17 protein-coding genes and 1 pseudogene are annotated in these 25,754 nt (G+C 73.7%); 9 read left to right on the forward strand and 9 right to left on the reverse strand.

From position 1 onward, the window contains the following. Positions 1 to 54: 54 nt before the first annotated feature. Positions 55 to 1,314, reverse strand: a complete 1,260-nt coding sequence (locus tag ACZ63H_RS09665; RefSeq protein WP_469863265.1) for an MFS transporter — start codon at positions 1,312 to 1,314, stop codon at positions 55 to 57. Positions 1,315 to 1,433: 119 nt separating this feature from the next. Between ACZ63H_RS09665 and ACZ63H_RS09670 the strand changes: the two genes are divergently transcribed. Then, on the forward strand, positions 1,434 to 2,477 hold the full coding sequence (locus tag ACZ63H_RS09670) for an ArsR/SmtB family transcription factor (RefSeq protein WP_469863266.1): 1,044 nt from the start codon (positions 1,434 to 1,436) through the stop codon (positions 2,475 to 2,477). A gap of 10 nt (positions 2,478 to 2,487) precedes the next feature. Then, positions 2,488 to 2,994 carry a glutathione peroxidase gene (locus ACZ63H_RS09675; RefSeq protein WP_469863267.1) on the forward strand — a complete coding sequence of 169 codons (507 nt, stop codon included), beginning with the start codon at positions 2,488 to 2,490 and terminating at the stop codon, positions 2,992 to 2,994. 162 nt (positions 2,995 to 3,156) lie between these two features. On the opposite strand, the gene ACZ63H_RS09680 is transcribed toward ACZ63H_RS09675, so the two are convergent. The 3 genes from ACZ63H_RS09680 to ACZ63H_RS09690 all read right to left on the reverse strand — a co-directional run bounded on the left by ACZ63H_RS09680 (position 3,157) and on the right by ACZ63H_RS09690 (position 5,400). Further along, positions 3,157 to 3,348: a DUF397 domain-containing protein gene (locus ACZ63H_RS09680; protein WP_469863268.1), complete on the reverse strand. Its 192-nt coding sequence runs from the start codon at positions 3,346 to 3,348 to the stop codon at positions 3,157 to 3,159. A gap of 180 nt (positions 3,349 to 3,528) precedes the next feature. After that, complete coding sequence (locus tag ACZ63H_RS09685; RefSeq protein ID WP_469863269.1) at positions 3,529 to 4,386, reverse strand: helix-turn-helix domain-containing protein; 858 nt, start codon at positions 4,384 to 4,386, stop codon at positions 3,529 to 3,531. A gap of 258 nt (positions 4,387 to 4,644) precedes the next feature. Next, complete coding sequence (locus tag ACZ63H_RS09690) at positions 4,645 to 5,400, reverse strand: GOLPH3/VPS74 family protein (RefSeq protein ID WP_469863270.1); 756 nt, start codon at positions 5,398 to 5,400, stop codon at positions 4,645 to 4,647. Positions 5,401 to 5,737: 337 nt separating this feature from the next. On the opposite strand from ACZ63H_RS09690, the gene ACZ63H_RS09695 reads away from it, so the two are divergent. The 3 genes from ACZ63H_RS09695 to ACZ63H_RS09705 all read left to right on the forward strand — a co-directional run bounded on the left by ACZ63H_RS09695 (position 5,738) and on the right by ACZ63H_RS09705 (position 12,074). Then, complete coding sequence (locus ACZ63H_RS09695; RefSeq protein ID WP_469863271.1) at positions 5,738 to 8,272, forward strand: D-alanyl-D-alanine carboxypeptidase; 2,535 nt, start codon at positions 5,738 to 5,740, stop codon at positions 8,270 to 8,272. Positions 8,273 to 8,615: 343 nt separating this feature from the next. Further along, entirely contained in the window at positions 8,616 to 10,313 is a 1,698-nt protein-coding gene (locus ACZ63H_RS09700) for an MFS transporter (RefSeq protein ID WP_469863272.1), read from the forward strand. 201 nt (positions 10,314 to 10,514) lie between these two features. After that, positions 10,515 to 12,074: a sodium:solute symporter family protein gene (locus tag ACZ63H_RS09705; protein ID WP_469863273.1), complete on the forward strand. Its 1,560-nt coding sequence runs from the start codon at positions 10,515 to 10,517 to the stop codon at positions 12,072 to 12,074. A gap of 6 nt (positions 12,075 to 12,080) precedes the next feature. On the opposite strand, the gene ACZ63H_RS09710 is transcribed toward ACZ63H_RS09705, so the two are convergent. Continuing rightward, positions 12,081 to 13,196, reverse strand: a complete 1,116-nt coding sequence (locus ACZ63H_RS09710) for an ADP-ribosylglycohydrolase family protein (RefSeq protein ID WP_469863274.1) — start codon at positions 13,194 to 13,196, stop codon at positions 12,081 to 12,083. A 203-nt stretch (positions 13,197 to 13,399) separates the two neighbouring features. Here ACZ63H_RS09710 and ACZ63H_RS09715 point away from each other — a divergent pair, with 203 nt between their 5' ends. Further along, positions 13,400 to 13,918 carry a DUF2165 domain-containing protein gene (locus ACZ63H_RS09715; RefSeq protein WP_469863275.1) on the forward strand — a complete coding sequence of 173 codons (519 nt, stop codon included), beginning with the start codon at positions 13,400 to 13,402 and terminating at the stop codon, positions 13,916 to 13,918. Here the strand turns inward: ACZ63H_RS09715 and ACZ63H_RS09720 are convergent. Both ACZ63H_RS09720 and ACZ63H_RS09725 read right to left on the reverse strand, forming a co-directional pair. Further along, positions 13,911 to 14,474: a hypothetical protein gene (locus tag ACZ63H_RS09720; RefSeq protein WP_469863276.1), complete on the reverse strand. Its 564-nt coding sequence runs from the start codon at positions 14,472 to 14,474 to the stop codon at positions 13,911 to 13,913. The genes ACZ63H_RS09715 and ACZ63H_RS09720 overlap by 8 nt on opposite strands. 58 nt (positions 14,475 to 14,532) lie before the next feature. Beyond that, complete coding sequence (locus tag ACZ63H_RS09725; RefSeq protein ID WP_469863277.1) at positions 14,533 to 17,118, reverse strand: bifunctional FO biosynthesis protein CofGH; 2,586 nt, start codon at positions 17,116 to 17,118, stop codon at positions 14,533 to 14,535. A 132-nt stretch (positions 17,119 to 17,250) separates the two neighbouring features. Between ACZ63H_RS09725 and ACZ63H_RS09730 the strand changes: the two genes are divergently transcribed. The 3 genes and pseudogenes from ACZ63H_RS09730 to afsS all read left to right on the forward strand — a co-directional run bounded on the left by ACZ63H_RS09730 (position 17,251) and on the right by afsS (position 22,222). After that, positions 17,251 to 18,669 carry a CehA/McbA family metallohydrolase gene (locus ACZ63H_RS09730; protein WP_469863278.1) on the forward strand — a complete coding sequence of 473 codons (1,419 nt, stop codon included), beginning with the start codon at positions 17,251 to 17,253 and terminating at the stop codon, positions 18,667 to 18,669. A gap of 188 nt (positions 18,670 to 18,857) precedes the next feature. Then, positions 18,858 to 21,820, forward strand: a pseudogene (gene afsR, locus ACZ63H_RS09735) (SARP-family global regulator AfsR). Positions 21,821 to 22,030: 210 nt separating this feature from the next. Next, positions 22,031 to 22,222 (forward strand): regulatory protein AfsS, encoded by a 192-nt coding sequence (gene afsS, locus ACZ63H_RS09740; RefSeq protein WP_469863279.1) that lies wholly within the window; start codon positions 22,031 to 22,033, stop codon positions 22,220 to 22,222. Positions 22,223 to 22,410: 188 nt separating this feature from the next. On the opposite strand, the gene afsK is transcribed toward afsS, so the two are convergent. Both afsK and kbpA read right to left on the reverse strand, forming a co-directional pair. After that, positions 22,411 to 24,822 (reverse strand): protein serine/threonine kinase AfsK, encoded by a 2,412-nt coding sequence (afsK, locus tag ACZ63H_RS09745; RefSeq protein ID WP_469863280.1) that lies wholly within the window; start codon positions 24,820 to 24,822, stop codon positions 22,411 to 22,413. Positions 24,823 to 25,000: 178 nt separating this feature from the next. After that, positions 25,001 to 25,735: an AfsK-binding protein KbpA gene (gene kbpA / locus ACZ63H_RS09750; RefSeq protein ID WP_469863281.1), complete on the reverse strand. Its 735-nt coding sequence runs from the start codon at positions 25,733 to 25,735 to the stop codon at positions 25,001 to 25,003. Between the last annotated feature and the right edge of the window lie 19 nt (positions 25,736 to 25,754).

The raw sequence follows: 25,754 nt of genomic DNA on the forward strand, positions 1-25,754 counted from the left end.
GCCCGTGCACGCGCGTCAGCTCGCCACCGCGGGAACGTTCACCAGCGCTCCCCGTCAGGCATCGTGTCCAGGAGCCGACCCTGACGACCCTGGGACCCGGTGATCAGACGATAGGGGGTTTCGGATCGAGGGGAGCGGGCTTTCCCGTTGCCGGTCCGCGGTGCGCCGGGCGGCCCCGGCCAGGGTCAGGGTGGTGCAGAGCGAGGCCGCCGCCATCGCCGTCATCGCCGCCGCGGGCGAGGTGAACTGGGCCAGCGTTCCCGCCGCCGCCGCGCCGACGCCCTGGAGGGTCAGCATGCCCGCCGAGTGCAGTCCCAGCGCCTGGCCGGCCAGGGTGTCGGGGGTCAGCCGCATCAGCTGCTCCTGCTGCACGAGGCCCGCGCCGAAACCGGCGGACGCCACGGTCACGCACGCCGCCGCCACCGGCACCGGCGGGTGCGCGCAGAAGATCAGGAACGGGGCCGCCAGCAGGAGCAGCAGCGGGGTGGCCAGGCGGGTGCGGACGGCGGCGGGGAGCAGCCGGCCGACCGTCACGTCCCCGGTGAGCATGCCGAGCGCCCCGCACGCGAAGAGGGTGCCGGCGGCGTGCGGGGCGTACGACACGTACAGCGACTCGCAGCCGACGACCATGCCGCCCGGCAGCCACAGGCCCAGGTACGTCAGGCGGCGCGGCCGGGACGACCACAGGGCGGCGTTCGCACGCCGGGTCGCCGACGCGGAGGGGCGGCCCGCGGCGCGGGGCGGGCGCGCGGACAGGCCGAGCCGCTGGACGAGCGCGGCCGTCAGGTACAGGGCCGCCGCCAGAAGCAGGCAGAGGCGCGGGGAGAGTACGGCGAGCAGGGCGCCGCCGGTGGCGAAGCCGGCGACCTGCGCCAGCCCGCTCACCATGTTGAACAGCGAACGCCCGATCACGTAACCGTCCTTGGGGAGGATCTCGTTCAGCAGGCCCCAGCGGACCCCGCCGCCGAGCGAGGCGACCAGGCCCAGCAGCAGGACGACGGTGAAGAGGGCGCCGACCGGCAGTCCGGGCAGCGCCTGGGCCGCCGTGCCGGCCGCGAAGACGAGGGTGATCGCCGACAGCGCCGTACGCGGGGGCAGCCGGTCGGCGCCGGACAGCAGGACGGTGGCGCCCAGCACCTGGGCCAGCGTGTGACCGAACATGCTCACCGCCGACAGCAGCGGGGAGCCGGTCGCCCGGAAGACCAGTGTGCCCAGGGCGAGGCCGCCGACGGTCTGGGCGGCGGTCTGCGCGGCCGTGCCGAGGAAGAGCGGGGTGAACTCCGGGGTGCGGAACAGGGATCGGTAGCCCGTCATGGTCCGGAGTCTCGAACGGGGCGACGAGGGCCCGTTATTGTTTCGCCCTCGCGCGAAAGCCCGTACGGCGCACAGCCCTGCGGGTCCTACGGCACGAGTCCTACGGGGAGGGGCGGCACATGGGGTGGTGGCAGCTCGACGCCGACACGTTGGCCCGGAGCCGGTTCGTCGTCTCTCCGCTCGCCGAGACCTTCGGCTGCCTGAAGCTGCTGCACGCCGGGCAGGGCACGCATCCCGGGGAGCATGCCTGGCTGGGCGCCCACCTGCCCGCCTACCGGGCCCGGCTCGCGGCCGACCCCGTGACGGCGCGGCTGGTGCGGGCGGGGCTGGGCCGGGAGTGGATCGCCGACTTCCTGACGCCCACGCCGCGCCCCGGGCAGGACTTCGCCACGGAGGTCGGCCGCGTGCGCGCGGTCGGGCCCGGTGCCGCCCGCGCCCATCTGCGGCGCTCGCTCGCCGGTCCGCTGCCCGCCTTGCTCGACCGGGACGACCTGCCCGAGCGGGCGGCCCGGCTGCTGGAGTGGGTGTGGGAGGAGACCGTACGGCCCTCCTGGGAGCGGCGCCGGCGGGTGCTGGAGGCGGACGTGCTGGCGCGGACCGCGCAGGCGGGCCGGGGCGGCTGGGCGGGTGTGCTGGACGGGCTGCGGCCGGGCGGGACGCGCTGGCTCGGGGAGAACCGGTTCCAGGTCAACCTGCACGAGTATCCGCCGCGCGAGATCTCCGGCGCGGAGCTGCTCTTCGTGCCGGTGACCCCGCAGCGGCTGGGCTGGGTGTCCTGGGTGGACGAGGAGCGGTACGCCGTGGTCTACCCCTGCGCCGGTGCGCTGGCCGGGGACGGCGGGCCCGCGGTGCCGGCGGGGCTGGGCGCCCTGCTGGGTCCGGCCCGGGCCCGGGTGCTCGTCCTGCTCGGCTCGCCGCTGAGCACGACCCAGCTGACCGCCGTGACCGGGCAGGCCCTCGGCTCGGTCGGACGCCATCTGAAGGTGCTGCGGGAGGCGGGGCTCGTGGAGCGGCGCAGGGCCGGGCGAACGGTGCTGTACGTGCGCACGGCGGCCGGGGACGTCCTGGCCGAGGCGAGCGGGGGTGGGACGTGGGGCGCAGGCCGAGGGGGGCGTGGGGCGGCGGGGCCCGTGGCGCGGGGGCGGGGTTGTGGTGGGGGCTAGCATCCGGTGCATGACGACTACTGAGCACAGCGGGTCTCCGCTGGACGTCGAGATCGGTGCCCTCCAGGGCGGCCCCGCGGAGCTGTCGCGGTTCGCGGGCAAGGCCGTCCTCATCGTGAACGTGGCCTCCAAGTGCGGCCTGACCCCGCAGTACGCGGGCCTGGAGGAGCTGCAGAAGCGGTACGCGGAGCGCGGCTTCACCGTGCTGGGCGTGCCCTGCAACCAGTTCCTCGGGCAGGAGCCGGGGTCCGCCGAGGAGATCGCGCAGTTCTGCTCGGCGACCTACGGCGTGACCTTCCCGCTGACCGAGAAGGTGGAGGTGAACGGCCCGGACCGGCACCCGCTGTACGAGCGGCTCGTCGGGTTCGCCGACGCCGAGGGGCACAGCGGGGACATCCGCTGGAACTTCGAGAAGTTCCTCGTCGGCCGGGACGGGAGCGTGGTCGCCCGGTTCTCGCCGCAGACCACGCCGGACTCGTCCGAGGTCGTCACCGCGATCGAGGGCCAGCTCGGCTGAGCCCGGTCGCCCGTACGGCGACGCGCTCGCCCCTCGGTCCGGACCGCGTGCGCGGAGCCGGGGCAAGGGGCGAGCCCCCTCGGCAAGGACGGCGACTCGTCGAGAGGGCTCTTCGGTGGTGCTGGTGCGGTTGTCGTGCCGGGTGGGGTCCGGAAGGACTCCTTACGCCTTGACGGAGGCCACGAAGGCGTTCCAGGCGTCGGCCGGGAAGGCCAGGACCGGGCCCTCGACGTCCTTGGAGTCGCGGACGGCGAGTTCGGCGCCGGTCGGCGACTTGACCTCGACGCAAGCGCCGTTGCCCCCGGAGTACGACGACTTCATCCACGTTTCCGAAGCGCCCTGAATCAGTGCCATGTCCACTCCTGTGCGGTAGTCCGGTTCGCGCCAACCGTGTCGACCGATCGGCTTGATCGACGCTAGCGGGCAACTTCGCCGGGTGGAGGGCCCGTTCACTCGACCGGATGGCTTATCCCGGGCGAGCCTTCCACTGGAGCGGACCGGCGGTGTACGATCCCGCGCCCCGAGCCTCTCCCCTCAGTCGGCGAACCTTTTCGCCGCCTCGGCGATGAACTGCCGGGACACGTCCACGTTGTGCGACTGCGCCCGCAGGTGCTCGTACATCACGGCGTACTTCTGCACGTCCTGCGCCTTCTCCAGGTACAGGTCGCTGGTGACGCCCTCCAGGTACACCACGCTGGAGTCGGCCGCGTCGGCGAACTCCAGGATGGCGTACTGGCCGTTGATGCCCGGGTGCGCGCCCACCTCGAACGGCAGCACCTGCACGGTGACGTGCGGCAGCTCGGACAGCTCGATGAGGTGCTCCAGCTGCTCCCGCATCACCAGCCTGCTGCCCACCACGCGGTGCAGCGCGGCCTCGTCCAGGACCACCCACAGCCGCAGCGGGTTGCGGTCGGTGGTGATGCGCTCCTGCCGCCGGATCCGCACCTCGACCCGCTTCTCGATCTCCTCCGCCGAGGTCTCCGGCAGCGCGCCGCGCACCAGCGCCTCGGCGTAGCGGCGGGTCTGCAACAGGCCCGTGACGATCTGGGGTTCGTACACCCGCAGCGACTCCGCGTCGGTCTCCAGGCCGATGTACACGCTGTACGGGATGTCCCCGAAGGTGTGCCACCAGCCCTGCTGCCGCGAGTCGCGGGCCATCTCCATCAGCGAGTCGACGATCCGCTTGTCCTCGACCTCGTACACCCCGCACAGGTCGCGCACATCGCGCTGGCTGATGCTCCTGCGGCCGTTCTCCAGCCTGCTGATCTTCGACTGCGACACCAGCAGCCGTTCCGCCACCTCTTCGGCCGTCATGCCCTTGAGCTCGCGAAGTCTGCGCAGCTCCTGGCCCAGCCGGCGCCGCCTGACGGTGGGATTGACATTGGACGCCACGGGACGTGCACCTCCGGCTGCCTGCCTGTGACTCGGCACTTTCCGTATCTGCTGTTGAGCAGACTGCCACCAAGGTGCTCGCCGCCGCTGGGAAACGGGGGATACGCGACGCCCTCGGGTGGACGCAGTCGAGCGGGACGGCGGGACCACGGCTGTGGTCCCACCGCCCCGCTGCGACCAGCGGCTCCCGAACCGGGTCCGTGCGGGCCGGGGCGCGCGGCCGTGTGCACGGCGGCGCCCCCGGCCCGGGTGTACGGCTCAGTGGGCCACGGCACGGGCCATGGACCCGCGGTGCGGCTGCATCGGAACCCCGCGTGCGGGTTCCGCCGCGACCCTGGCACCGGGCGCGGCCTGCCGGCCCGCGGGTGCCGAACCACGGCGCGGCTGGGCGGCCGCGCCGTTCTGCACGTCCATGACGGCGTGCGCGACGAGCCCGCCCATGGGGTCGTGCCGGATCAGGTCCCGCAGCCGGGAGCGGGACGAGCGTCCCTCGTTCCCCGGATACAGGTGCTTGCCGAGCCCGACGGCGTGCGCCAGGGCGGCGAGCGCCGCGGTCCGCGGGTCCGGTGGTACGCCGGTGCGGATCGCGGAGTCCAGCCGGGAACGGATCTCCCGGCTGATGGCGGTGTCGGTCGCCTGGTAACGCGTCGTCGGCAGCACCCCGCACATCTGGCCGGCTACGGCGGCGACCATGCCGCACCGCTCCAGATGCGAGAGGTAGGTCTGCCTGAGCCCCAGCCGGGGCCCGCCGATCCAATGGACGGCACGCACCGGAGCGCCACGCCTTCGCAGCAACTCCAACGCGCAGTCCAGAGTCGGATCTCCTGTCGGCCGTGGCACCACCACGGCGATACGATCCCCGTCTGGGGCTATCCGTCCGGCCAGCGCCAGCTCCACTAGCTGTGCACCGGCCAGACCGAGGTCGAGCGACTGCGGCTGCGCAGTGGTACCCGTGGCCGGGTCCAGTGCCAGCAGCAGAAGCTCCTCCGGAAGTGTTCTGCGGCTCCTGCCCATCCATGCCTCCCCGCGTGGATGAATGACAGGGTGACCCCTCTCACATTGGTCTGTCGAGAGCGCGTGACCGGTTCGTAAGGGAACCGGTAGGTATGTCGTTCTCGTCTACCGCAGGGGCCAAGCCCTCACACAGGACACTGGTACATGGTTCGGACAGGGCGCGCGCGTAGGCGTGCGGCGCATGGAGGAGGCATCGGTGGCGGGCGAGTCCCCCGACAGGTCGAAGCAGCGCGAGTCGTCGGCGGAACCGACGCCGCGGAGCGCGGATCCGGTTCCCGAGGCCGATCCGCGGCTGACGGCGGCCCGCGGGAAGGATTCCCCGGCCGGCGGTGGGGACATGGCGACCCGGGTCCTGACGGTACGGTCCGAAACCCCGGCCGGGTCCGGGCCGTCGGACGCGGAGGACTCCGGGCCGGGCGACGGGGAGACGGCCCTGCGCGCCGCCGTCTCGGCGTGGATCCGCGAGCCGGGAACCGACGCGACTGCAAAGCGGGCCGGTGCGGCGGGGAAGACTGCCGGGAAGTCGTCCGACGGGCAGGGCGAGGGTCCGGCCGACGGGAAGTCCGGGGCACGGGCCGGGAGTTCCTCCGGCGCGGCGGCCGGTGCCGGTGCCGAGGGCCCGTCCGACGGGAAGCCGAAGGACGGAGCGGCGTCCGACTCCGGCGCGGAGAAGGCGTCTGAGGGTGCGTCGGACACCGGCGCGGACAGCGCCGGGGAGGCCCCGCAGGAGGCTTCGGCGGAGGCGGCGGGAACCGGGGAGAAGGAAGAGGCGGAGGCCGGGGCCGAGGACCGCGTCGGCGCCCGGACCGGCGAGGACTCCGACACCGGCGCCCGGGCCGCCGGCGGCGCCGAGGACGGACCCGGGGGCGAGTCCGGCGCGGGCGCCGACGCCGAGGACCGGCCGGAGGCCGGCAACACCGCGAAGGGCGAGGCCACCGCCAAGACCGACGCCGACGGGAAGTCGGGCACCGATGCCGGCGCCCGGGCCGACGTCGACACCGACGCCGACGGGAAGTCGGGCACCGATGCCGACGCCGAGGACGAGCCCGAGGACGAGCCCGAGGCCGGGTCCGCGACGGACGGGGCCGGCGCGGAGTCCGGGACGGCCGCCAAGGCCGGCATAGACGCCGGCACGGACGCGGACGCAAAGTCCGACGCCGACACCGACGCCGACACCGACGCCGAGCCCGACGCCGAGCCCGACGCGAACGCGAAGAAAGACGCGGACGCCGACGCCGACCCCGAGCCCGACGCCACCCCCGAGCCCGGCACCGACCGCAAGCCCGGCGCCCCCGCCGCGGGTGTCGATCAGCCGACCACCGTCTTCAAGGCCGTCCAGCCCGGGAAGCCCGCCGTCGACCAGCCCACGACCATGCTCAAGGTCGGCGACACCGGCAAGCCCAAGCCCGGGCCCGTCGAGTCCGACGCCGAGCGCACGAGCAAGTTCGTCGCGCTGAAGGACGACATGCGCGCGGCCGGCAAGGCCACCGCGCCGAAGGACGACGCGCGCCCGGCCGGCAGGGCCGCCGTGGCGGACGCCACCGCCCCCGTCCCCCAGATCGGCCCCGAGCGCACCACCCAGCAGCCGCTGCCGCCCAAGCCGCCGCTGGACCTGCTGGCGGAGCTGACGAACACGCCGCCGCCCCCGGAGACCCCGGTCCGCACCCTCGTGCGCCGGGTCAAGATCTGGACGCCGCTGGTCCTGCTGCTGGCGATCGTCTTCGCGGTCGTGCAGACGTTCCGTCCGCTGCCGACGCCCACCCTCGCGCTCACCACGGAGGACACCCACACCTTCGACGGCGGCACGACCCGGCTGCCGTGGCCCGGCGAGGGCCAGGGCTGGGTGGACGTGGACGGCATCGGCACGATGGGCGACTTCGGGAAGCAGAAGCCCGCGGCCATCGGCTCGGTCGCCAAGACCATGACCGCGTACGTCATCCTGCGCGACCACCCGCTGAAGCCGGGCCAGGAGGGCCCGAAGATCAAGATCGACGAGAAGGCGGAGAAGGAGGCCGGCTACAACACCGCCGGCGAGTCCACGCTCACCACCGTCAAGGCCGGCCAGTACCTCACCGAGAAGCAGGCCCTGTCCGCCGTCATGATCCCCTCGGCCAACAACATCGCGCGGCTGCTCGCGCGCTGGGACGCGGGCTCGGAGGCGGCGTTCGTCAAGAAGATGAACGCCACCGCCAAGGAGCTGGGGATGTCCGGCACGACGTACACCGACCCCTCGGGCCTGAAGGAGACCACCGTCTCCACGGCCGAGGACCAGGTGAAGCTCGGCCGGGCGGTCGTGAAGGTCCCGGCGCTGGTCGCCATCACCAGCGTCGCCAGCTGGACGGACCCCTCCGGTCACTTCTGGCCGAACACGAACGAGCTGCCGTACCGCATCGGCGCGATCGGCATCAAGACCGGCAGCACCACCGCGGCCGGCGGCAATCTGCTCTTCGCCTCCCGCAAGAAGGTGGGCGGGCAGACGGTGACGGTCGTCGGCGCGATCCTCGGCCAGCACAAGCCGGACATCCTGGACACCGCCAACAAGGTCAGCAAGACCGCGCTGCTCGCCGCCGAGGACGCGCTGACCTCGTCGAAGGTCCTGAAGAAGGGTGACGTGGTCGGATATGTGGACGACCGGCTCGGCGGTCACACCCCGGTCGTGGTCACGCAGGACGTCACGGCGGTCGGCTGGGCCGGCCTGAAGGTGAAACTGACCTTCGCCTCGGGGACGGTCCCGCACACCGCGAAGGCCGGCACCCGGGTCGGCACGCTCACCGTGGGCGACGGTTCGGCCGCCGCGGTCAAGGTTCCGGTCGCCCTCCAGAAGGATCTGGCCGAACCCGGATTCGGCGCCAAGCTGACCCGTCTGGGCTGATCACCGGCCACCCCGGCCCGCACCCGCACCCCGTCGCCGGGGCCCCGCCCCGGAGCCCCGGCGGCGGGGTGCGTGCTAGCGTCACGAATCGGGGCAGGTCGCCGGTCGCGCGAGACAGGACCGCGAACTGGAAGAAAACGGAAAGCGGCCGGGTACACCGTGGAAGCGGCCGAGAACAGAAGACGGGACACGGGGAGTGCCTTCAGTGGCCACAGCGGAGCCGACACACGCCGACGACGCCGCACCGGACCCGGGAGCCGGTGCGCGAATACGTCCGACCACGACCGGCGCGGACGGCCGCGCCCGCGAGACGCCCTCCGCCGGGCCCGCGGAGCCGCTCACCGTGCCCGGAAGGCTCCGGAGACGGCTGCTGCGGCACCCCGTGCTGTCGGTCACGGCCCTCGCGGGCGTGCTGCACATCGTCTGGTTCTTCACCTTCGCGAACAGCGGTGGCGATCTCGCCGCGCAGGACGCGTGGGCGGAGTTCGTCGGCCGGCACCCGGACTCGGCGTACAACCTCGCCTGGTACGGGGGCATGCACCCGGTGTCGTACAGCGTGGTGTCGCCGTATCTGATGTCGGTGCTCGGCGTCCGCACGACGATGATGGTCGCCGGCACGGCGTCGGCGGGCCTGCTGACCCTGGTGCTGATCCGCAGCCGGGTGGTGCGGAACCCGCTGTGGGCCTCGCTCGCCGGCGTCTTCGCGCTCCTGTGCAACGCGATCTCCGGGCGGGTGACCTTCGGGCTCGGCACCATGTTCGCGCTCGGCGCGGTCGCGGCGGTGTTCTGCTGGCCGCACCGCTGGCGGACCAAGCGCTGGGCGAAGGCCCTGGTCACCGCCCCGCTGGCGGCGCTCGCCACGATGGCCTCGCCGGTCGCGGGGCTGTTCGTGGGCCTGGTCGCGGTCGCCCTGTTCCTCCAGAAGCGGCGGCCCGGCGCCTGGGCGCTGGGGCTCGCGCCGTCGGCGGTGGTCGCGGTGTCGGCCTGGCTGTTCCCGTTCTCCGGCACCCAGCCGATGGGGTTCGGCTCGGTGGTCATGCCGCTGCTGTACGGCCTGCTGTGCCTGTTCCTGGTGCCCAGGCGGTGGGTGACCGTCCGGCTGACGGCGGCCGTCTACAGCGTCGCCGTGGTGCTGGTGTGGCTGATCAGCTCGCAGATCGGGTCGAACATCTCGCGGCTGCCCATGATGTTCGCGGGCGCGGCCCTGATCGCGGCGCTGCCGTACACGGTGCCGAAGTCCCGCAAGTGGTACCTGACGGTGCTGGCCTTCCTCGGCTTCGTCGGCTGGCTCGGCTACAAGTCGGTGGACGACATCATCCACACCACCCCGGCCGCCTCCTGGGCGCGGGAGCTGGCCCCGCTGGTGAACGAGTTGCAGAAGGGCGGCGCCGAGAAGGGCCGCGTCGAGGTGGTCCCGGCCCGCTCGCACCGCGAGGCCTCCGCGCTCGCGCCGTACGTCAACCTGGCCCGCGGCTGGAACCGGCAGGCCGACATGGAGCGCAACCCGCTCTTCTACGACGACACGCTGAACTCGGCGAACTACCACGAGTGGCTGAAGCGCTGGGCCGTGCACTACGTGGTGCTGCCCAAGGACGACCTGGACGGGTCCGGCGGCCAGCGCGAGCGGGAGCTGCTGCGGCGCGGGATGCCGTACCTGAAGCAGGTGTGGGGCGACGCGAACTGGCAGCTGTTCAAGGTGACGGACCCGGCGCCGCTCGCCGAGCCGAACGCGGTGGTGGACCGCGCCGACCAGGTCGAGATGACCCTGCGGGTGCGCAAGTCCGGCCGGGTCCTGGTGCGGATCCCGTACTCGCCGTGGCTGAGCGTGGTCGACGAGCACGGCAAGAGCCTGAAGCCGCCGCAGGAGACCTCCGGTACGCCGAAGACCTACCGGAACGTCAACGGATGCCTCACGCAGACGCCGGAGGACGCGAACGGGGACCGGTGGACGGTGCTGGTGGCGCCGAGGCCCGGGACGTACCGGCTGGCCGCGCCGTACCAGCTGCCGCGCGGCACGCCGTGCCCCGACGAGCTGAAGTGACCGGGCCAAAGTGACGGCGGCGGCGGTCCGCCGCGCCGCTCGATGACGCAGGCGCCCGTGCCCGGGATCACCGGGCACGGGCGCCTGACACGTTCGCGTATTCAAGAGTGTGAACCAAGGTCATCACAACGAACGATTTTGCCGCGACTTGACTTTCCCGTTGCTTGTCGCGTTCATGTAGACGGACCCACGATCGGGCCCATGAACGCTCTCGACTGGGCCGTGCTCATCGGCTACTTCGGTGTGATGGTCGCGATCGGCGTCTGGTCGCACAAGCGCGTGGACAACGTCTCCGACTTCTTCACGGCCGGCGGCAAGATGCCCTGGTGGCTCTCCGGCATCTCGCACCACATGTCGGGCTACAGCGCCGTGATGTTCACCGGGTACGCGGGCATCGCCTACACCTACGGCGTCACCTCCTTCATCACCTGGTCCTTCCCCATCGCGCTCGGCATAGCCATCGGGTCGAAGCTGTTCGCGCCGCGCATCAACCGGCTGCGCTCACGGCTCAACGTGGCCTCCCCGCTGGAGTACCTGAAGAACCGCTACAACCTGCCGACCCAGCAGGCGCTGGCCTGGTCCGGCATGCTGCTGAAGATCGTGGACGTCGGCGCCAAGTGGGCCGCGATCGCCACGCTGCTGTCGGTGTTCACCGGCGTCTCGCTGAACCAGGGCATCCTCATCACCGGAGCGATCACCGCCGTCTACTGCACGATCGGCGGCCTGTGGGCGGACGCGCTGACCGAACTCGGCCAGTTCGTCATCCAGCTGCTGGCCGGGCTGTCCATGTTCGTCGCGGTCGTCATGAAGCTGAACGACAAGGGCATCGGCTTCCTCGGGGCCTGGGACGAGCCCGCGCTGCACGGCCACGGCAAGCCGCTGGTCGGCCCGTACAGCACGGTGTTCCTGCTGGCGTTCCTGTTCATCAAGCTCTTCGAGTACAACGGCGGCATGCTGAACCAGGCCCAGCGCTACATGGCCACCGGCAGCGCCCACCAGGCCGAGCGGTCGGCCCGCCTGTCGGCGATCCTGTGGCTCCTGTGGCCGGTCGTCCTGTTCTTCCCGATGTGGATGTCCCCGCTGCTGGTGCACGCGCAGAAGCCGGACGGCTCCGACTCCTACGCGCTGATGACCGAGCAGCTGCTGCCGCACGGGCTGCTGGGCCTGGTCATCGTCGGGTTCTTCTCCCACACCATGGCGATGTGCTCCTCCGACGCGAACGCGATCGCGGCGGTCTTCACCCGGGACCTCGCGCCGGTGCTGTCGGCCCGGGCGCGGGGCTGGGGCGAGCGTTCGGGGCTGATCGCGGCCCGGGTCACCACGGTGGTCTTCCTCGGCCTGTCCATGGCGGTCGCCACCCAGGTCAACTCCCCCGCGTTCAAGGACATCATCACGGTCGTCATCAAGTGGGTGGCCGGTCTGATGGGGCCGATCGCGATCCCGATGATGCTCGGCCTGCTGCGGTCCTTCCGCCGCTCCGGCCCGACGGCCGCGCTCACCAGCTGGGCGGCCGGGCTGCTGGCCTTCTGGCTGGTCAACTACCCCGTCAACTGGAACGTGGACGGCGGTGTACCGCTCCAGTACCAGGTCTCGGTGCCGCTCGCGGTGTCGCTGGTCCTGTACGTCCTGATCGGCTACCTGAAGCCGGAGGACACCCCGGAGCGGCTGGCCGTCATCGAGAAGGTCAACACCGACGGCGACGGGGCGGCGGCGGTTCCCGCGCCGGCCAGGGCGGGCGACGACGTGGTGGGGGCGCCGTAGCGGGCCTCATGCCCTCGGGTACCGCGCCAGCCACCCCGGTGACGCGCCGGCGGGGCCGTGCAGGGCGGGGCCCTGGGTCATCTCCATCGCGAAGTCGTCGGCGAGTTCGAGGAGCGTCGGACGGCCCTCCAGCTCGGCCAGCCAGGCCGGGGGCAGGGCCGTCTCGCCGTGCAGGGCGCCGAGGAGGCCGCCGGTGAGGGCGCCGGCCGCCGCCGACGGGCCGCCCTGGTTGACCGCGAGGCACAGCCCGTGCCGTACGTCCTCCCCCACCAGCGCGCAGTACACGGACGCGGCCAGCAGCCCGTCCGCCGTGCCGTCGCCGGCCAGCTCCTCCACCCGGGCCGGGGCCGGTATCCCCCGGCGCACCGCGTCGAGCGCGTGCCGCAGGGCGTCCGAGACCGGCTGGTGGCCGGGGCGGGCGGCGAGCAGGGCGAGCGCCCGCCGCACGGCGCCGTCGAGGCTGTCGCCCCGGGCCACGGCGTGCACGATCACGGCGTACGCGCCCGCCGAGAGGCAGGCGACGGGATGGCCGTGGGACTGGGCGGCGCATTCGACGGCCAGTTGCACGACGAGCTGCGGCTCCCAGCCGACGAGCAGCCCGAAGGGTGCCGAGCGGGCGACCGCCTCGGGGCCCGGCTCGTCGGGGTTCTTGGGGGACTCCAGCGTGCCCATGGTCCGGTCGCCGAACCCGATGAGCAGCGCGCGGGTGGGGTCGCGGCGGGCGTAGAGCCACTCCTCGCGGGCCAGCCAGCCGTCCTCCGCGCGGCGTTCGTCGGGGCCCCAGTCGCGCTGGGTCGCCGCCCAGCGCAGATAGGCCCGGTGCAGGTCGGTCGGCGGGTGCCAGACCCCGGTGTCCCGCCGCACCTGGGCGCGTATCAGCCCGTCGACGGTGAACAGGGTCAGCTGGGTGTGGTGGGTGACGCTGCCGCGCCGGCCGTGCCCGACGGCCAGGTCGACCAGCCCCTCGCCGCCGTACGCGGCCCGGATCTCCTCCAGGGACAGCGGGTCGGCGGGCGCGCCGAGCGCGTCGCCCACCGCGACCCCGAGCAGCGTGCCGCGCACCCTGCTGCGGTAGTCCTGCTGTTCGGCACGGCCCCAGACGGCACCGGTCGTCACCCCCACCAGACCTCCCCTGGCACCGCCCGCCTGTACGACGCGCAGCACTGTAATCGACCGGGAACGGCGCGTTCAGTGGGACAAAACCGCCCTCACGGGTCGTTGTCCGGCCGACCGGCCCCGTTCCCCCCGGCGAACCCCCGGGTTCACCGGGCCTCTGGCTCAATACCCCCGGGCCGGGCCGGTGTTGGCCGCGAGAGAATCCAGCCATGACCACCACTCCCACCCGCCCCAACAGCCTCCGGCTCGCCGCCGGGGTGCTCACCGGCATACTCGCCCTGTACATCGCCCTGGTCGCGCTCGGGAACATCACCGACTTCGGGACCAACCAGAGTTACGTCCGGCACGTGCTGTCGATGGACACGACGTTCAAGGACGACGAACTGATGTGGCGGGCGGTGACGAGCACGGCCCTGGAGGACACCGCCTACGTGCTGATCATCGCGTGGGAGAGCGTGGCCGCCGTGCTGCTCGTGCGGGGGACGTGGCTGTGGGCACGCGGCCGGGACGAGGCCGCGCGGCGCTGGTCCACCTACGGGCTGCTGATGCTGATGCTGCTGTTCGGCGGCGGGTTCATCGCCATCGGCGGCGAGTGGTTCGCCATGTGGCAGTCGAAGTCGTGGAACGGACTGGACGCGGCGACCCGGATCTTCCTCGTCAGCGGGGTCGCGCTGATCGTCAACCAGCTTCCCGCCCGGCAGCCGCGGACGGGGACGGACGCTAGTTGACGACCGCCACCCGGGTGCCCTGGTCGCCGAAGGACCACAGCGCGGCCCCGTCCTCCTTGTGCAGGCGGATGCCGCCCAGCTTCTGGCCGTTCGCGGGGGGCGGGGAGGAGCCGTCCAGCGCGTTGGAGAAGGCGACGTTCACGCCGTCCGCCTTGGTGAAGTACATGACGTGCTCGATCTCCACGCCGTCCGAGCCCTTGAGGGACTGGGTGCGCAGGGTGATCGAGTAGCGGCCGGGCCGCGGGTCGACCGTGCCCGGCCACACCGGGAACGTGTGGATCGGCTTGCCCGTCGCGTCGACCAGCCACACCCGCTTCGCGCCCAGCGAGTAGACGATCCGGCGGCCGTCGCCGGAGTCCTCCGGCAGCGCCGGATCCCGCGGGGCGGGCGCCGGCGCGGACGCGTGCGCGCTCGCGGACGCCGACGGGCCGGGCCGGGCCGCGGCGGCCCTGGGATGCGGCCCGGCGTCCGCCTGCACGGCGAGGGCGACGACGACCGCGGTCGCCCCCGCCGTCAGACCGGTGACCCAGGCCCACGAGGGCAGTCGGGCAGCCACGGCACGCATCTCCTCCGCTACGGGTCCCCGTCCAGCATCGGGGGTCGGATCATCGTACTCAGTCCAGGACCGGCAGCAGGTCCGGCAGGTGCCCGTCCGACGCCTCGGCGACCCGCCGCCGCTCCTCGGGGACCTCGCCGTAGAGGGTGGTGCGCGGCCGGGCCGGGCGGCCTGCCGCCTCGGCCACCGCGACCAGGTCGCGGATCGACTTGTACGAGCCGTAGGAGGAGCCCGCCATGCGGGAGATCGTCTCCTCCATCAGGGTGCCGCCGAGGTCGTTCGCCCCGGAGCGGAGCATCTCCGCCGCCCCCTCCGTGCCCAGTTTGACCCAGCTCGTCTGGATGTTGGGGATCCAGGGGTGGAGCAGCAGCCGGGCCATCGCCGTCACCGCGCGGTTGTCCCGCAGGGTCGGGCCCGGGCGGGCGATCCCCGCCAGGTACACCGGCGCGTTGGTGTGGATGAACGGCAGGGTCACGAACTCGGTGAAGCCGCCCGTCTCCCGCTGGATGCCGGCCAGCGTGCGCAGGTGGCCGAGCCAGTGCCGGGGCTGGTCCACGTGGCCGTACATCATCGTGGACGAGGAGCGGATGCCCAGCTCGTGCGCGGTCCGGATCACCTCGATCCAGGTGGCCGCCGGCAGCTTGCCCTTGGTGAGCACCCAGCGGACCTCGTCGTCCAGGATCTCCGCCGCCGTGCCGGGGACGGAGTCCAGGCCGGCCTCCTTCGCGGCGGTCAGCCACTCCCGGATCGACATCCCGGTGCGGGTCGCGCCGTTCACCACCTCCATCGGGGAGAAGGCGTGCACGTGCATCCCCGGCACGCGCTCCTTCACCGCGCGGGCGATGTCGAAGTACGCCGTCCCGGGCAGGTCCGGGTGGATGCCGCCCTGCATGCACACCTCGACCGCGCCGACCTCCCACGCCTGCTGGGCGCGGTCCGCCACCTGCCCCAGCGACAGCGTGTACGCGTCGGCGTCGGTGCGGCGCTGGGCGAAGGCGCAGAACCGGCAGCCCGTGTAGCAGACGTTGGTGAAGTTGATGTTGCGGGTGACGATGTAGGTGACGTCGTCGCCGACCGCCGACCTGCGCACGTCGTCGGCCACCCGGCACAGCGCGTCCAGCGCCGGGCCGTCCGCGTGCAGCAGGGCCAGGGCCTCGGCGTCGCTGAGCCGGGTCGGGTCGTCGGCGGCCGTGCGCAGCGCCTCGCGCACGTCGGCGTCGATGCGCTCCGGGACCATCCCGGGGGCCGCCGCCTCGCGCAGCGCCTCCCAGTCGCCGTAGACCTCGTCGAAGTCGGCGCGCCGGTCGCCGGTGCGGCCCTCGGTGTCGACGGCCGTGTGCAGGTCGGTGCGGCCGGTGGCGGTGAACACCTCCTCCGGCTCCTGCCAGGGCCGCCCCTCGACGACCGCGTCCGGCAGGGCGAGGCCGGTCTCCGGGTCGGCGAGGGCGAAGACGTGCGGGCGCAGCCGCGGGTCCAGCCAGGGCTCGCCCCGGCGGACGAACTCCGGGTAGACGCACAGGCGCTCGCGCAGCTCGAAGCCGGCCGCCCGGGACCGCTCGGCCAGCTCCTCGATCTGCGGCCAGGGGCGCTCGGGGTTGACGTGGTCGATGGTCAGCGGGGAGACGCCGCCCCAGTCGTCGATGCCGGCGCCGATCAGCCGCTCGTACTCGGCGTCGACCAGGTTCGGCGGGGCCTGGAGGCAGGCGCTCGGACCCATGATGAGCCGGGCGACGGCCACCGTGGCGACCAGGTCGTCCAGTTCGGCGTCCGGCATGCCGCGCATCGCCGTGTCCGGCTTGGCGCGGAAGTTCTGGATGATCAGTTCCTGGATGCCGTGGTAGGCGCGGGCGACCTTGCGCAGCGCGAACAGCGACTGCGCCCGCTCCTCGTACGTCTCGCCGATGCCGATCAGCAGGCCGGAGGTGAACGGCACGGAGGAGCGGCCGGCGTCCTCCAGGACCCGCAGCCGCACGGCCGGCTCCTTGTCCGGGGAGCCGTGGTGCGGGCCGCCGGGCTCGGACCACAGCCGGGTGGCGGTCGTCTCCAGCATCATGCCCATGCTCGGCGCGACCGGCTTCAGCCGCTGGAAGTCCGTCCACGTCATGACGCCCGGGTTGAGGTGGGGCAGCAGGCCGGTCTCCTCCAGGATGCGGACGGAGACGGCGCGGACGTAGGCGATGGTGTCGTCGTAGCCGTGCGCGTCGAGCCACTCGCGCGCCTCGGGCCAGCGGTCCTCCGGCTTGTCGCCGAGGGTGATCAGGGCTTCCTTGCAGCCGAGGGCGGCACCCTTGCGGGCGACGTCCAGCACCTCGTCGGGAGACATGAACATGCCGTGACCGGCGCGGCGGAGCCTGCCGGGGACGGTGGCGAAGGTGCAGTAGTGGCACTTGTCCCGGCACAGCCGGGTCAGGGGGATGAAGACGCTCTTGGAGTACGTGATGACGCCGGGCCGGCCCGCCGCCTCCAGGCCCGCGTCCCGCACCCGCGCGGCACAGGCGGCGAGGTCCGTCAGGTCCGCACCCCGCGCCTGGAGGAGGACCGCCGCCTCGGCGACGTCGAGGGCGACGCCGTCCCGGGCACGTTTGAGGGCGCGACGCAGGGAGTTCTCGGTGGGGCCGGTTCCGGAGGTCGCGGAAGTCGTCATTCTTCGAGCATACGGTCGCGGTGATCAACACCGGCGCTCACGGGGAGGGGCGCCCGTCGCGGCCACGCGCGGGCTCGTGCGTGGCTTGTCACGCCGTTCCCCGCGCCCCCCGGACCGGCTTACGTTGACGGTGTGACGACGTTGCGCGGCACCTTCGCACCCGGCTCCCCCGACTTCGCGTACCTGCCCTTCGAGGTCCCGCCCGGAACCGGCGAGTTGAGAGTCTCCTACACCTACGACAAGCCCGCCGTGCCGCCCGGCACCCCCGGCAACGCCCTCGACATCGGCCTGTTCGACCCGCGCGGGACCGAGGTGGGCGGGCGGGGCTTCAGGGGCTGGTCGGGCGGGGCGCGCAGCGAGTTCTTCGTGCGGGCCGACGCGGCGACCCCCGGCTACCTCCCGGGGCCGCTCACCCCCGGCACCTGGCACATCGCCCTCGGCCCCTACACCGTGGCCCCGCGGGGGCTGGCCTACGAGGTGACCGTCACGGCGGTTGCGGGCGCGGCCGGCGTCACCCCGGAGCCGGTGTACCCGCCCGGCCGGGCCCGGGGGCGGGGCCGGGACTGGTACCGGGGCGACTGCCACCTGCACTCCTGGCACTCCGACGGCCGCCGCACCCCCGCCGAGATCGCGGCGCTGGCCCGCGCCGCCGGGCTGGACTTCCTCAACAGCTCCGACCACAACACCAACGCCTCGCACCCGCACTGGGCCGACGCGGCCGGCGACGACCTGCTGGTGCTGCTCGGCGAGGAGGTCACCACCCGCAACGGGCACGTACTCGCGCTCGGCACCGACCCGGGCACCTTCGTGGACTGGCGCTACCGGGCCCGCGACGGCCGCTGGGCGCACTTCGCGCGGGCGATCCGGCGCCGCGGCGGCCTCGTCGTGCCGGCCCATCCGCACGGCGACTGCGTGGGCTGCTCCTGGCGGTTCGGGTTCGCGGAGGCGGACGCCGTGGAGGTGTGGAACGGGGTGTGGACGCCCGACGACGAGACGGCGCTGGCGGGCTGGGACGCGCGGCTGGTGGCGGCGGCGCGGGGCGAGCGGGCGTGGCTGCCCGCCATGGGCAACAGCGACGCCCACCGCGATCCGGACGTGGTCGGCCATCCCCAGACGGTCGTCCTCGCCGACGACCTGACCCGGGAGGCCGTCCAGGAGGGGCTGCGGACCGGACGCTCCTACGTGGCCGAGTCGAGCCAGGTCTCGCTGGCCTTCTCCGTCACGGCCGGGGACGGCCGGCGGGCCGGGATCGGGGAACGGCTGGCGGTGGCCGCGGACACCCCGGTGACCGTGCGGCTGGAGGTGTCCGGCGCGCCGCGCTGCGCGGTGCGGCTCCTCACCGACCAGGGCCTGGTGTTCACGGGCGAGCCGCTGCCGGTGTCCGGCACGGGTGCCGTGGAGTGGCACACCTCCCCCGCCCGCGCGGCCTACGTCCGGGCCGAGGTGCGGCACGAGACGGCACTGGGACCGGTGCCGGGCGCGATGGCCGCGCTGACCAACCCGGTCTTCCTCGGGCCGGCCGGCGGCGGGCCGCCCGGCGGGGCGCGGTGATCGCGGCGACCGCCTCGGCCGGCGCCCTCCCGGGAGCGCGCGAAGGGGGTGTGAGGACCCTGTGGAACGCGTGAGGGCCTTGTGTCCCGGGGGCGCCGCCTTGTGATCGGCGTCTCGCACGGCTGACGCAACCGCCCCGAACAAGGCAAACTGACGGGGTTGTTCGTGACGCCGAGGGGGACGAACGCATGGACGGTGGGCCGCGAGTACCCGAGCAGCGGCGCGCCGGCTCCGCGGCCACCGCGGAGACCGGCACGCTGCGCTTCGGCGTGCTCGGTCCGGTGCGGGCCTGGCGCGGCGAGGAGGCGCTCGGCACGGGCTCCCCGCAGCAGCGCGCCCTGCTGGCCGCACTGCTGCTGCGGGAGGGCCGCACGGCCACGGCGGCCGAGCTGATCGACGCGCTGTGGGGGTCCGAGCCGCCGCCCCAGGCGCTGGCGGCGGTGCGCACCTACGCGTCCCGGCTGCGCAAGATCCTGGACCCCGGGGTCCTGGTCAGCGAGTCCGGCGGGTACGCCGTGCGCGGGCTGCGCGAGGGCGCGCTGGACGTGTCGGTGGCGCAGGACCTGGCGGCGGAGGCGGAGAAGGCGCGGGGCGCCGGTGATCTGGGCCGGGCCCGCGGGCTGCTGAACCGGGTGCTGGCGCTGTGGGACGGCGAGCCGCTGGCCGGGGTGCCCGGGCCGTACGCCGAGGCGCAGCGGGCCCGCCTGGAGGAATGGCGGCTCGGCCTGCTGGAGGCCCGGCTGGACCTGGACCTGGAGCAGGGCTGCCACGCCGAGGCGGTCTCGGAACTGACCGCCCTGACGGCGGCGCACCCCCTGCGCGAGCGCCTGCGCGAACTCCTCATGCTCGCGCTGTACCGCAGCGGGCGGCAGGCGGAGGCGCTGGCGGTCTACGCGGACACGCGCCGCCTGCTCGCCGAGGAACTCGGCGTCGACCCGCGCCCCGGGCTCAGCGACCTCCAGCAGCGCATCCTGCGCGCCGACCCGGCGCTGGCCGAGCCCTCGGCACCGGCGTCCGAACCGGCGGCGACGCCCGTCCGCCCGGCCCAGCTGCCCGCGACGGTCCCCGACTTCACGGGCCGGGCGTCCTTCGTGGACGAACTCGGCTCCGTGCTCTCCTCCGCGTCGGAGACCGAGGGCCGGGTGATGGCGGTGTCCGCGCTGGCCGGCATCGGCGGGGTCGGCAAGACCACGCTGGCGGTGCACGTGGCCCACAGCGCGCGGGCCGCCTTCCCCGACGGGCAGCTGTACGTCGACCTCCAGGGCGCGGGCCGCGCCCGGCGGAGCCGGAGACGGTGCTCGGCTCCTTCCTGCGGGCCCTGGGCACGGCGGACACGGCGATCCCGGACTCCCTGGAGGAGCGCTCGGCCCTCTACCGCTCCGTCCTGGACGGCCGCCGGGTCCTCGTCCTGCTGGACAACGCCAAGGACGCGGCGCAGGTACGGCCGCTGCTGCCCGGCACCGAGGGCTGCGCGGCCCTGGTGACCTCCCGGGTCCGCATGCTGGACCTCGCGGGCGCCCATCTGGTCGACCTCGACGTGATGTCACCCGACGAGGCCCTGTGCCTCTTCACCAAGATCGTGGGCGAGGAGCGGGTGGCGGCGGAGCGGGAGGCCGCGCTCGACGTCGTGGCGGCCTGCGGCTTCCTCCCCCTGGCGATCCGCATCGCCGCGTCCCGTCTGGCGGCCCGCCGCACGTGGACGGTGTCGGTGCTGGCGGCCAAGCTCGCCGACGAACGGCGCCGCCTGGACGAACTCCAGGCGGGCGACCTCGCGGTCAAGGCCACCTTCGAACTCGGCTACGGCCAGCTGGAGCCGGCCCAGGCCCGCGCCTTCCGCCTCCTCGGCCTGGCCGACGGCCCCGACATCTCCCTGGCCGCGGCGTCGGCGGTCCTCGACCTGCCCCCGGAGGACACCGAGGAACTCCTGGAGTCCCTGGTCGACACCTCCCTCCTCGAATCCGCGGCCCCCAACCGCTACCGCTTCCACGACCTGGTCCGGCTCTACGCCCGCGCCTGCGCCGAACGCGACGAGGACTCCCCGAGCGAACGGGAGGCGGCGATGTCGCGGCTGCTGGACTTCTATCTGGCGACGACGGCGGGGGTCTACGCGATCGAGCAGCCCGGGGACCGGCTCATCGACAACCTGGAGACCACGCGGTATCCGGGGCTGCGGTTCAGCGAGGGCCCGGCGGCCCTCGACTGGCTGTACACGGAGGCGGCATCGCTGCTGGCCTGCGTGCGGCAGGCGGCGGGGACACCGAGGCTGCGGCGGGCCGTCGATCTGCTGTGGGTGGCCAAGGACCTGACGGAGTCGGGTGCCAGTTCCTACCAGTACGAGATGACGGCGAGGGCCGCCTGCGCGGCCACCCACGCCATGGGCGACGCGTGGGCCGAGGGCAGGGCGCGCACGGTGCTCAGCGACGTCCTCCTGGTCTCCGGCCGCATCCGGCAGTCGGAGGAGGAGGCCCGTGTCGCCATGGAGCTGGCCGAGAGCGTGCGGGACGCCACCACCGTCAGCTGGGTGGCCAACAACCGGGGACTCATCTGCCTGCACGAGGGCCGCTCCGCCGACGGCAAGGCCTTCTTCGACCAAGCGCTGGAGGGCCTGCGGGCCGCGGGGAACCGGCCGTTCGAAGCCACCGTTCTCGGCAACCTGTCACGGGCCTACCTGGGCATGGGCGAGACGCGGAAGGCCGTCGAGATCGCACGGCACGGCCTCGCCACGCACAGCGAGATCGGCCGGTCGGTACGCCTGGCCAACAGCCATTTCGCGCTGGGCGTCGCCCTGACCCAGGCAGGCCGCCACTCCGAGGCGCTCGACGAGTTCTCCCACGCCATGGGCATCTTCCACGACCACCGGCAACGGCTGTGGGAGGGAGTGACCAACTTCCGGATCGCCCAGGTGCACCTCGCCACGCACCACCCGACACAGGCCGCGCAACACGCGGAACAGGCACTCAACCTCGGGTGCATCGGCGGTGACCGGATGCGCGGGAACGTCCTGACCCTCCTGGGCCGGGCGCTGGGCCGGCTCGGGCAGGTGGACCGGGCCCAGGCATGCTGGCACGAGGCCCTGAACCTCTACGAACAAAGCGGCGCCCCCGAGGCCGACGACGTACGCGCGCTCGTCACGGCGGCGTCCGAGAGGTGATCGGCTCCCGTCCCGGGGCCCGTGCGCGTTCAGCGTTTGTTTATCGCTACCCGGCATGGTCTTAGTGGGCAGACCGTCGCGTCGGGGGGCAGACGGTTTGGCCGGGAGCCGGCCAGCTAGTGTGCGGCTCCGGACACCCGTCCGGCGGCAAACGGGGGAGCTACCGGACGGGTGTTCCCCACTCGTCACCAAGCAGAGGAACTCAGTCCCATGAGCGAGCAGAAGAAGGACGCGACCGTCACTGCGCAGAACAACGCGATGCCCGCGCCGCCTGCCACGGACGAGTCGATCACCACACTCAACAACGCCATGCCCGGCGAGCCGGTCGGCGAAGAGACGATCACGACCTTCAACAACGCCATGCCGTCACCGCCGCCCGCCCTGGACCTGAACCGCAAGTAGGGCCCCAGCACTTTCATTCCGACGGGGATCGGCCGCGGCGGCGCGGAGGGGGAGCCGCCGCGGCCGAGGCGTGTCCGGGAGCGGGTCAGGGGAAGCCCCGCTCCCGGACCCGCCGCCGCGCCGTGTCCGGGGTCCGCCGGCCGGGAGGCGGCGGGGGTTCCGGGCGCGCCGGCGGGCGCCCGGGGGCGTCACGCGGTCCGTGCCGTGCCCGTGCCCTTCTCCGCGTCCAGCGCGTACACGCACCGGTCCTTGCTGCACGCGTACACCACACCGTCCTTGACCACCGGGGAGCCGGTGATCTCGCCGCCGGTCGCGAGCTTCCAGCGCAGCCGGCCGTCGTCGGCCTTCAGGGTGTACAGGAGGTGGTCGGTGGAGCCGAAGTGGATGCGGCCCTCGGCCACGGCGGGCGCGCCCACCACGTCGCCGCCCGCCTGGAAGCGCCACTTGGGGGTGCCGGTGACCGCGTCCAGGGTGTACAGCCCCTTGCCGCTGCCGACGTGCACGTGCCCGGCGGCCACCAGCACCGGTTCGACGGAGGAGCGGGCCTCGGTGGCGATGCGCCAGCGGTCGCGGCCGTCGGTGGCGTCGAGGGCGTAGACCGTGCCGAGGTAGTCGGCGAGGTAGACCCCGCCGCCGGTGACGGCCGGACCGGGGGCGAAGGCCGGCGGGCACAGGAAGACCGCCGGGGCCTCGAAGTGCCAGCGGACCCGGCCGCTCACCGCCTCGACGGCGAGGACGCGGGTGCCGGCCGAAATGTAGACGTACCCGTCGGGCGCCGGGGTCAGGCGCACCGGGACCCCGCCGCAGGAGGCCGCGTCGCCGATGGGGTACGACCAGCGCTCCTCGCCGGTACGGGCGTGCAGCGCGCGCAGCCGGGCGTCCTGCCAGACGTAGACGGTGCCGTCGTGCACGACCGGGCCCGCCTCGGGGGACTCGAAGTCGGTCTGGCAGCCGGTGATCTCCCACAGCTTCTGCCCGCTCGACGCCTCCCACGCCTGGACGCCGCCGCCGCGGGTGCCGGTGACGACCGTGCCCCGGTCGGCCTTGAGGCAGTACACCCAGGCGTCCGTGGACAGCCGCCACAGGTCGGTGCCCTCGCGGGCGTCCAGCGCGTACAGGGTGGGGCCGTCGGAGGCGTGGATGCGGCCGTCCGCCACCGCCATGGACCAGGCGACGTCGCGCGTCTTGAAGCGGCGGCGGCCGGTGGCCACGTCCAGCGCGTGCACCTCGAAGGAGGTGACGTAGACCAGGTCGCCGGCCACGGCCGGGGTGCCCCACACGTCGTTCGACATGCGGAACCGCCAGGGCCGCCAGCCGCTCGCCGGCTCCGGGGGCACCGGCGGGACGGGCGGTACGGCCGGGTCGGCGACGGCCACGCCGGGGCGGGGCCGGGACCAGCTGGCCACCAGGCCGGCCTCGGGCGGCGGCGCCTTGACGGCGGCGGCGCGGGCGTCGGCGACCCGGGGGCCGGGACCGATGGGCACCGGGGCGCCGGCCAGCCGGACCGGACCGGTGTCCGGGGCACCGGCCGGGACCGGCCCGGCAGGCGGGGGCGTCACCGGCAGGGGCGCGGGGCCCGGCAGGGACAGGGGCGCCGAGGGCGGTACGGGCACCGGCGGGTCGTACGGCGGGGGCGGGGGCACCGTCTGCCGGACGGCGCCGCGCGGGCCACCGGTCGGGGCCGCGGCGGGCTGGGCGGCGAGGCGCCCGCCGCGGCGGGTCTCGATCAGGGCGACGGCCTTCTCCGGCAGCCAGGCGGAGGCGGTGCCGCTGTCGTCGGAGCCGGAGCCGAACAGGTGCGGGGCGAGCTGGGCCTGGAGGTCGGCGGGGGTGGGCCGGGCGGTGGCCTCCATCTGCATGCACGCCTCGATCAGCGGGCGCAGTTCGTCCGGCAGGCCGGTGAGGTCCGGGCCCTCGCGCAGCAGCATGAAGACGGTCTCGACCGGGTTGGCGCCGTGGAAGGGCGGATGGCCGGTGGCCGCGAAGACGAGGGTGGAGCCGAGGGAGAAGACATCGCTGGCGCCGGTGACGCTGCGGGAGTCCTTGGCCTGCTCCGGGGACATGTAGGCGGGGGTGCCGACGGCGACGTTCGTCATGGTCAGCCGGGTGTTGGAGACCCCGGAGGCGATGCCGAAGTCGATCACCCGGGGGCCGTCCTCGACCACGAGCACGTTGGAGGGCTTCAGGTCCCGGTGGACCAGCCCGGCGCCGTGGATGGACTGGAGTGCCTCGGCCACCCCCGCCGCGAGCCAGCGCACGGCCTGCGCCGGCAGCGGCCCGCACTCGTTCACTATCTCTTCCAGCGAGGGCGCGGGGACGTAGGCGGTGGCCAGCCAGGGCACGGCGGCGCGCGGATCGGCGTCGACCACGGCCGCGGTGTAGAAACCGGAGACCGCGCGGGCCGCCTCCACCTCACGGGTGAAGCGGACCCGGAAGAGCTGGTCCTCGGCCAGTTCGGTGCGCACCGTCTTGATCGCCACGCGCCGGCCGGACGCCGAGCGCGCGAGATAGACCAGCCCCATGCCGCCGGCCCCCAGCCGGCCCAGCACCTCGAACGGCCCGATCCGCCGCGGATCGTGCTGCGTCAGCTGATCCACCACTTGCCTGCCACCTCCCCGTACGAGCCGCGCCACCCCATATGTACGCGACCGAAGTGCAGCGTCTCACCACCGCACCGCCATGGCGGCACGCACCCCGATTCTTCCTGGCCGGGCGGCTGGTTGCGAACCCGGTGACAGTCGGGGTGTCTCACATCAATTCATCCCAAAAACGGATGGATCACCGCTGGAGCAGCGCGAAGGACGCCCCCTGATTGTCGGTGACGACGGCCACCCGGCCGTAGGACGTCCCGAAGGGCGGCGCCTGCACCCGGCCGCCGAGCCGCCGGACCGTTTCGAGGGCGTCGTCCAGGGCGGTGACCCGGAAGTGGGCGACGAAGTGCGGGGGCATCTCGGCCGGGAACACCTCGGTCACCTCGGCGCGGCCGAAGTCGGGCTCGGCGCCGGAGCCGAACAGGGCGTCGTGGAAGAGGTCGCCGTAGAAGGCGTTGGCGGCGGCCGTGTCCCGGGTGTACAGCTCCGCCCAGACGAAGGTGCCCGGCGCGCGCCGCCGCCCGAAGCCGCGGTGGGTGCCCGGCTGCCAGAGGCCGAACACGGCCCCCTCGGGGTCGGTGGCCAGGGCGGCGGTGCCGAGGCCGTCGGCCGGGTACGGATCGGTGATCATCCGTCCGCCGGCCGCCGTGATCCGCCGGGCGAGGGCGCCGGCGTCCGGGGTGGCGAAGGAGACCGTCCAGACGGTGGGCATACGGCCGTCCGTCTTGGGGGCCAGCGCCGCGACCCGGTCCTCGCCCAGCAGGGCCCACACCGAGGAGCCGTACGCCTCCTGGAAGGTCCATCCGAAAAGCTCACCGTAGAACCGCTTTCCCGCCTCGACGTCGGGGAGCTGCGCGTCGACCCAGCAGGGGACGCCCTCCCCGTATGTCTCTTCGTTCGCGGATGCCCTGTTTTCGGCCATGCCGCAAAAGTAACCGGGC

It is taken from the genome of Streptomyces sp. NPDC104831 (assembly GCF_055583025.1).

Bases quoted from the DNA above. Each gene is read 5' to 3' on its own strand.
- ACZ63H_RS09665 (WP_469863265.1), bottom strand. From the start codon at position 1,314: ATGACGGGCTACCGATCCCTGTTCCGCACCCCGGAGTTCACCCCGCTC.
- ACZ63H_RS09670 (WP_469863266.1), top strand. From the start codon at position 1,434: ATGGGGTGGTGGCAGCTCGACGCCGACACGTTGGCCCGGAGCCGGTTC.
- ACZ63H_RS09675 (WP_469863267.1), top strand. From the start codon at position 2,488: ATGACGACTACTGAGCACAGCGGGTCTCCGCTGGACGTCGAGATCGGT.
- ACZ63H_RS09680 (WP_469863268.1), bottom strand. From the start codon at position 3,348: ATGGCACTGATTCAGGGCGCTTCGGAAACGTGGATGAAGTCGTCGTAC.
- ACZ63H_RS09690 (WP_469863270.1), bottom strand. From the start codon at position 5,400: ATGGGCAGGAGCCGCAGAACACTTCCGGAGGAGCTTCTGCTGCTGGCA.
- ACZ63H_RS09695 (WP_469863271.1), top strand. From the start codon at position 5,738: ATGGCGACCCGGGTCCTGACGGTACGGTCCGAAACCCCGGCCGGGTCC.
- ACZ63H_RS09705 (WP_469863273.1), top strand. From the start codon at position 10,515: ATGAACGCTCTCGACTGGGCCGTGCTCATCGGCTACTTCGGTGTGATG.
- ACZ63H_RS09715 (WP_469863275.1), top strand. From the start codon at position 13,400: ATGACCACCACTCCCACCCGCCCCAACAGCCTCCGGCTCGCCGCCGGG.
- ACZ63H_RS09725 (WP_469863277.1), bottom strand. From the start codon at position 17,118: ATGACGACTTCCGCGACCTCCGGAACCGGCCCCACCGAGAACTCCCTG.
- afsS (WP_469863279.1), top strand. From the start codon at position 22,031: ATGAGCGAGCAGAAGAAGGACGCGACCGTCACTGCGCAGAACAACGCG.
- kbpA (WP_469863281.1), bottom strand. From the start codon at position 25,735: ATGGCCGAAAACAGGGCATCCGCGAACGAAGAGACATACGGGGAGGGC.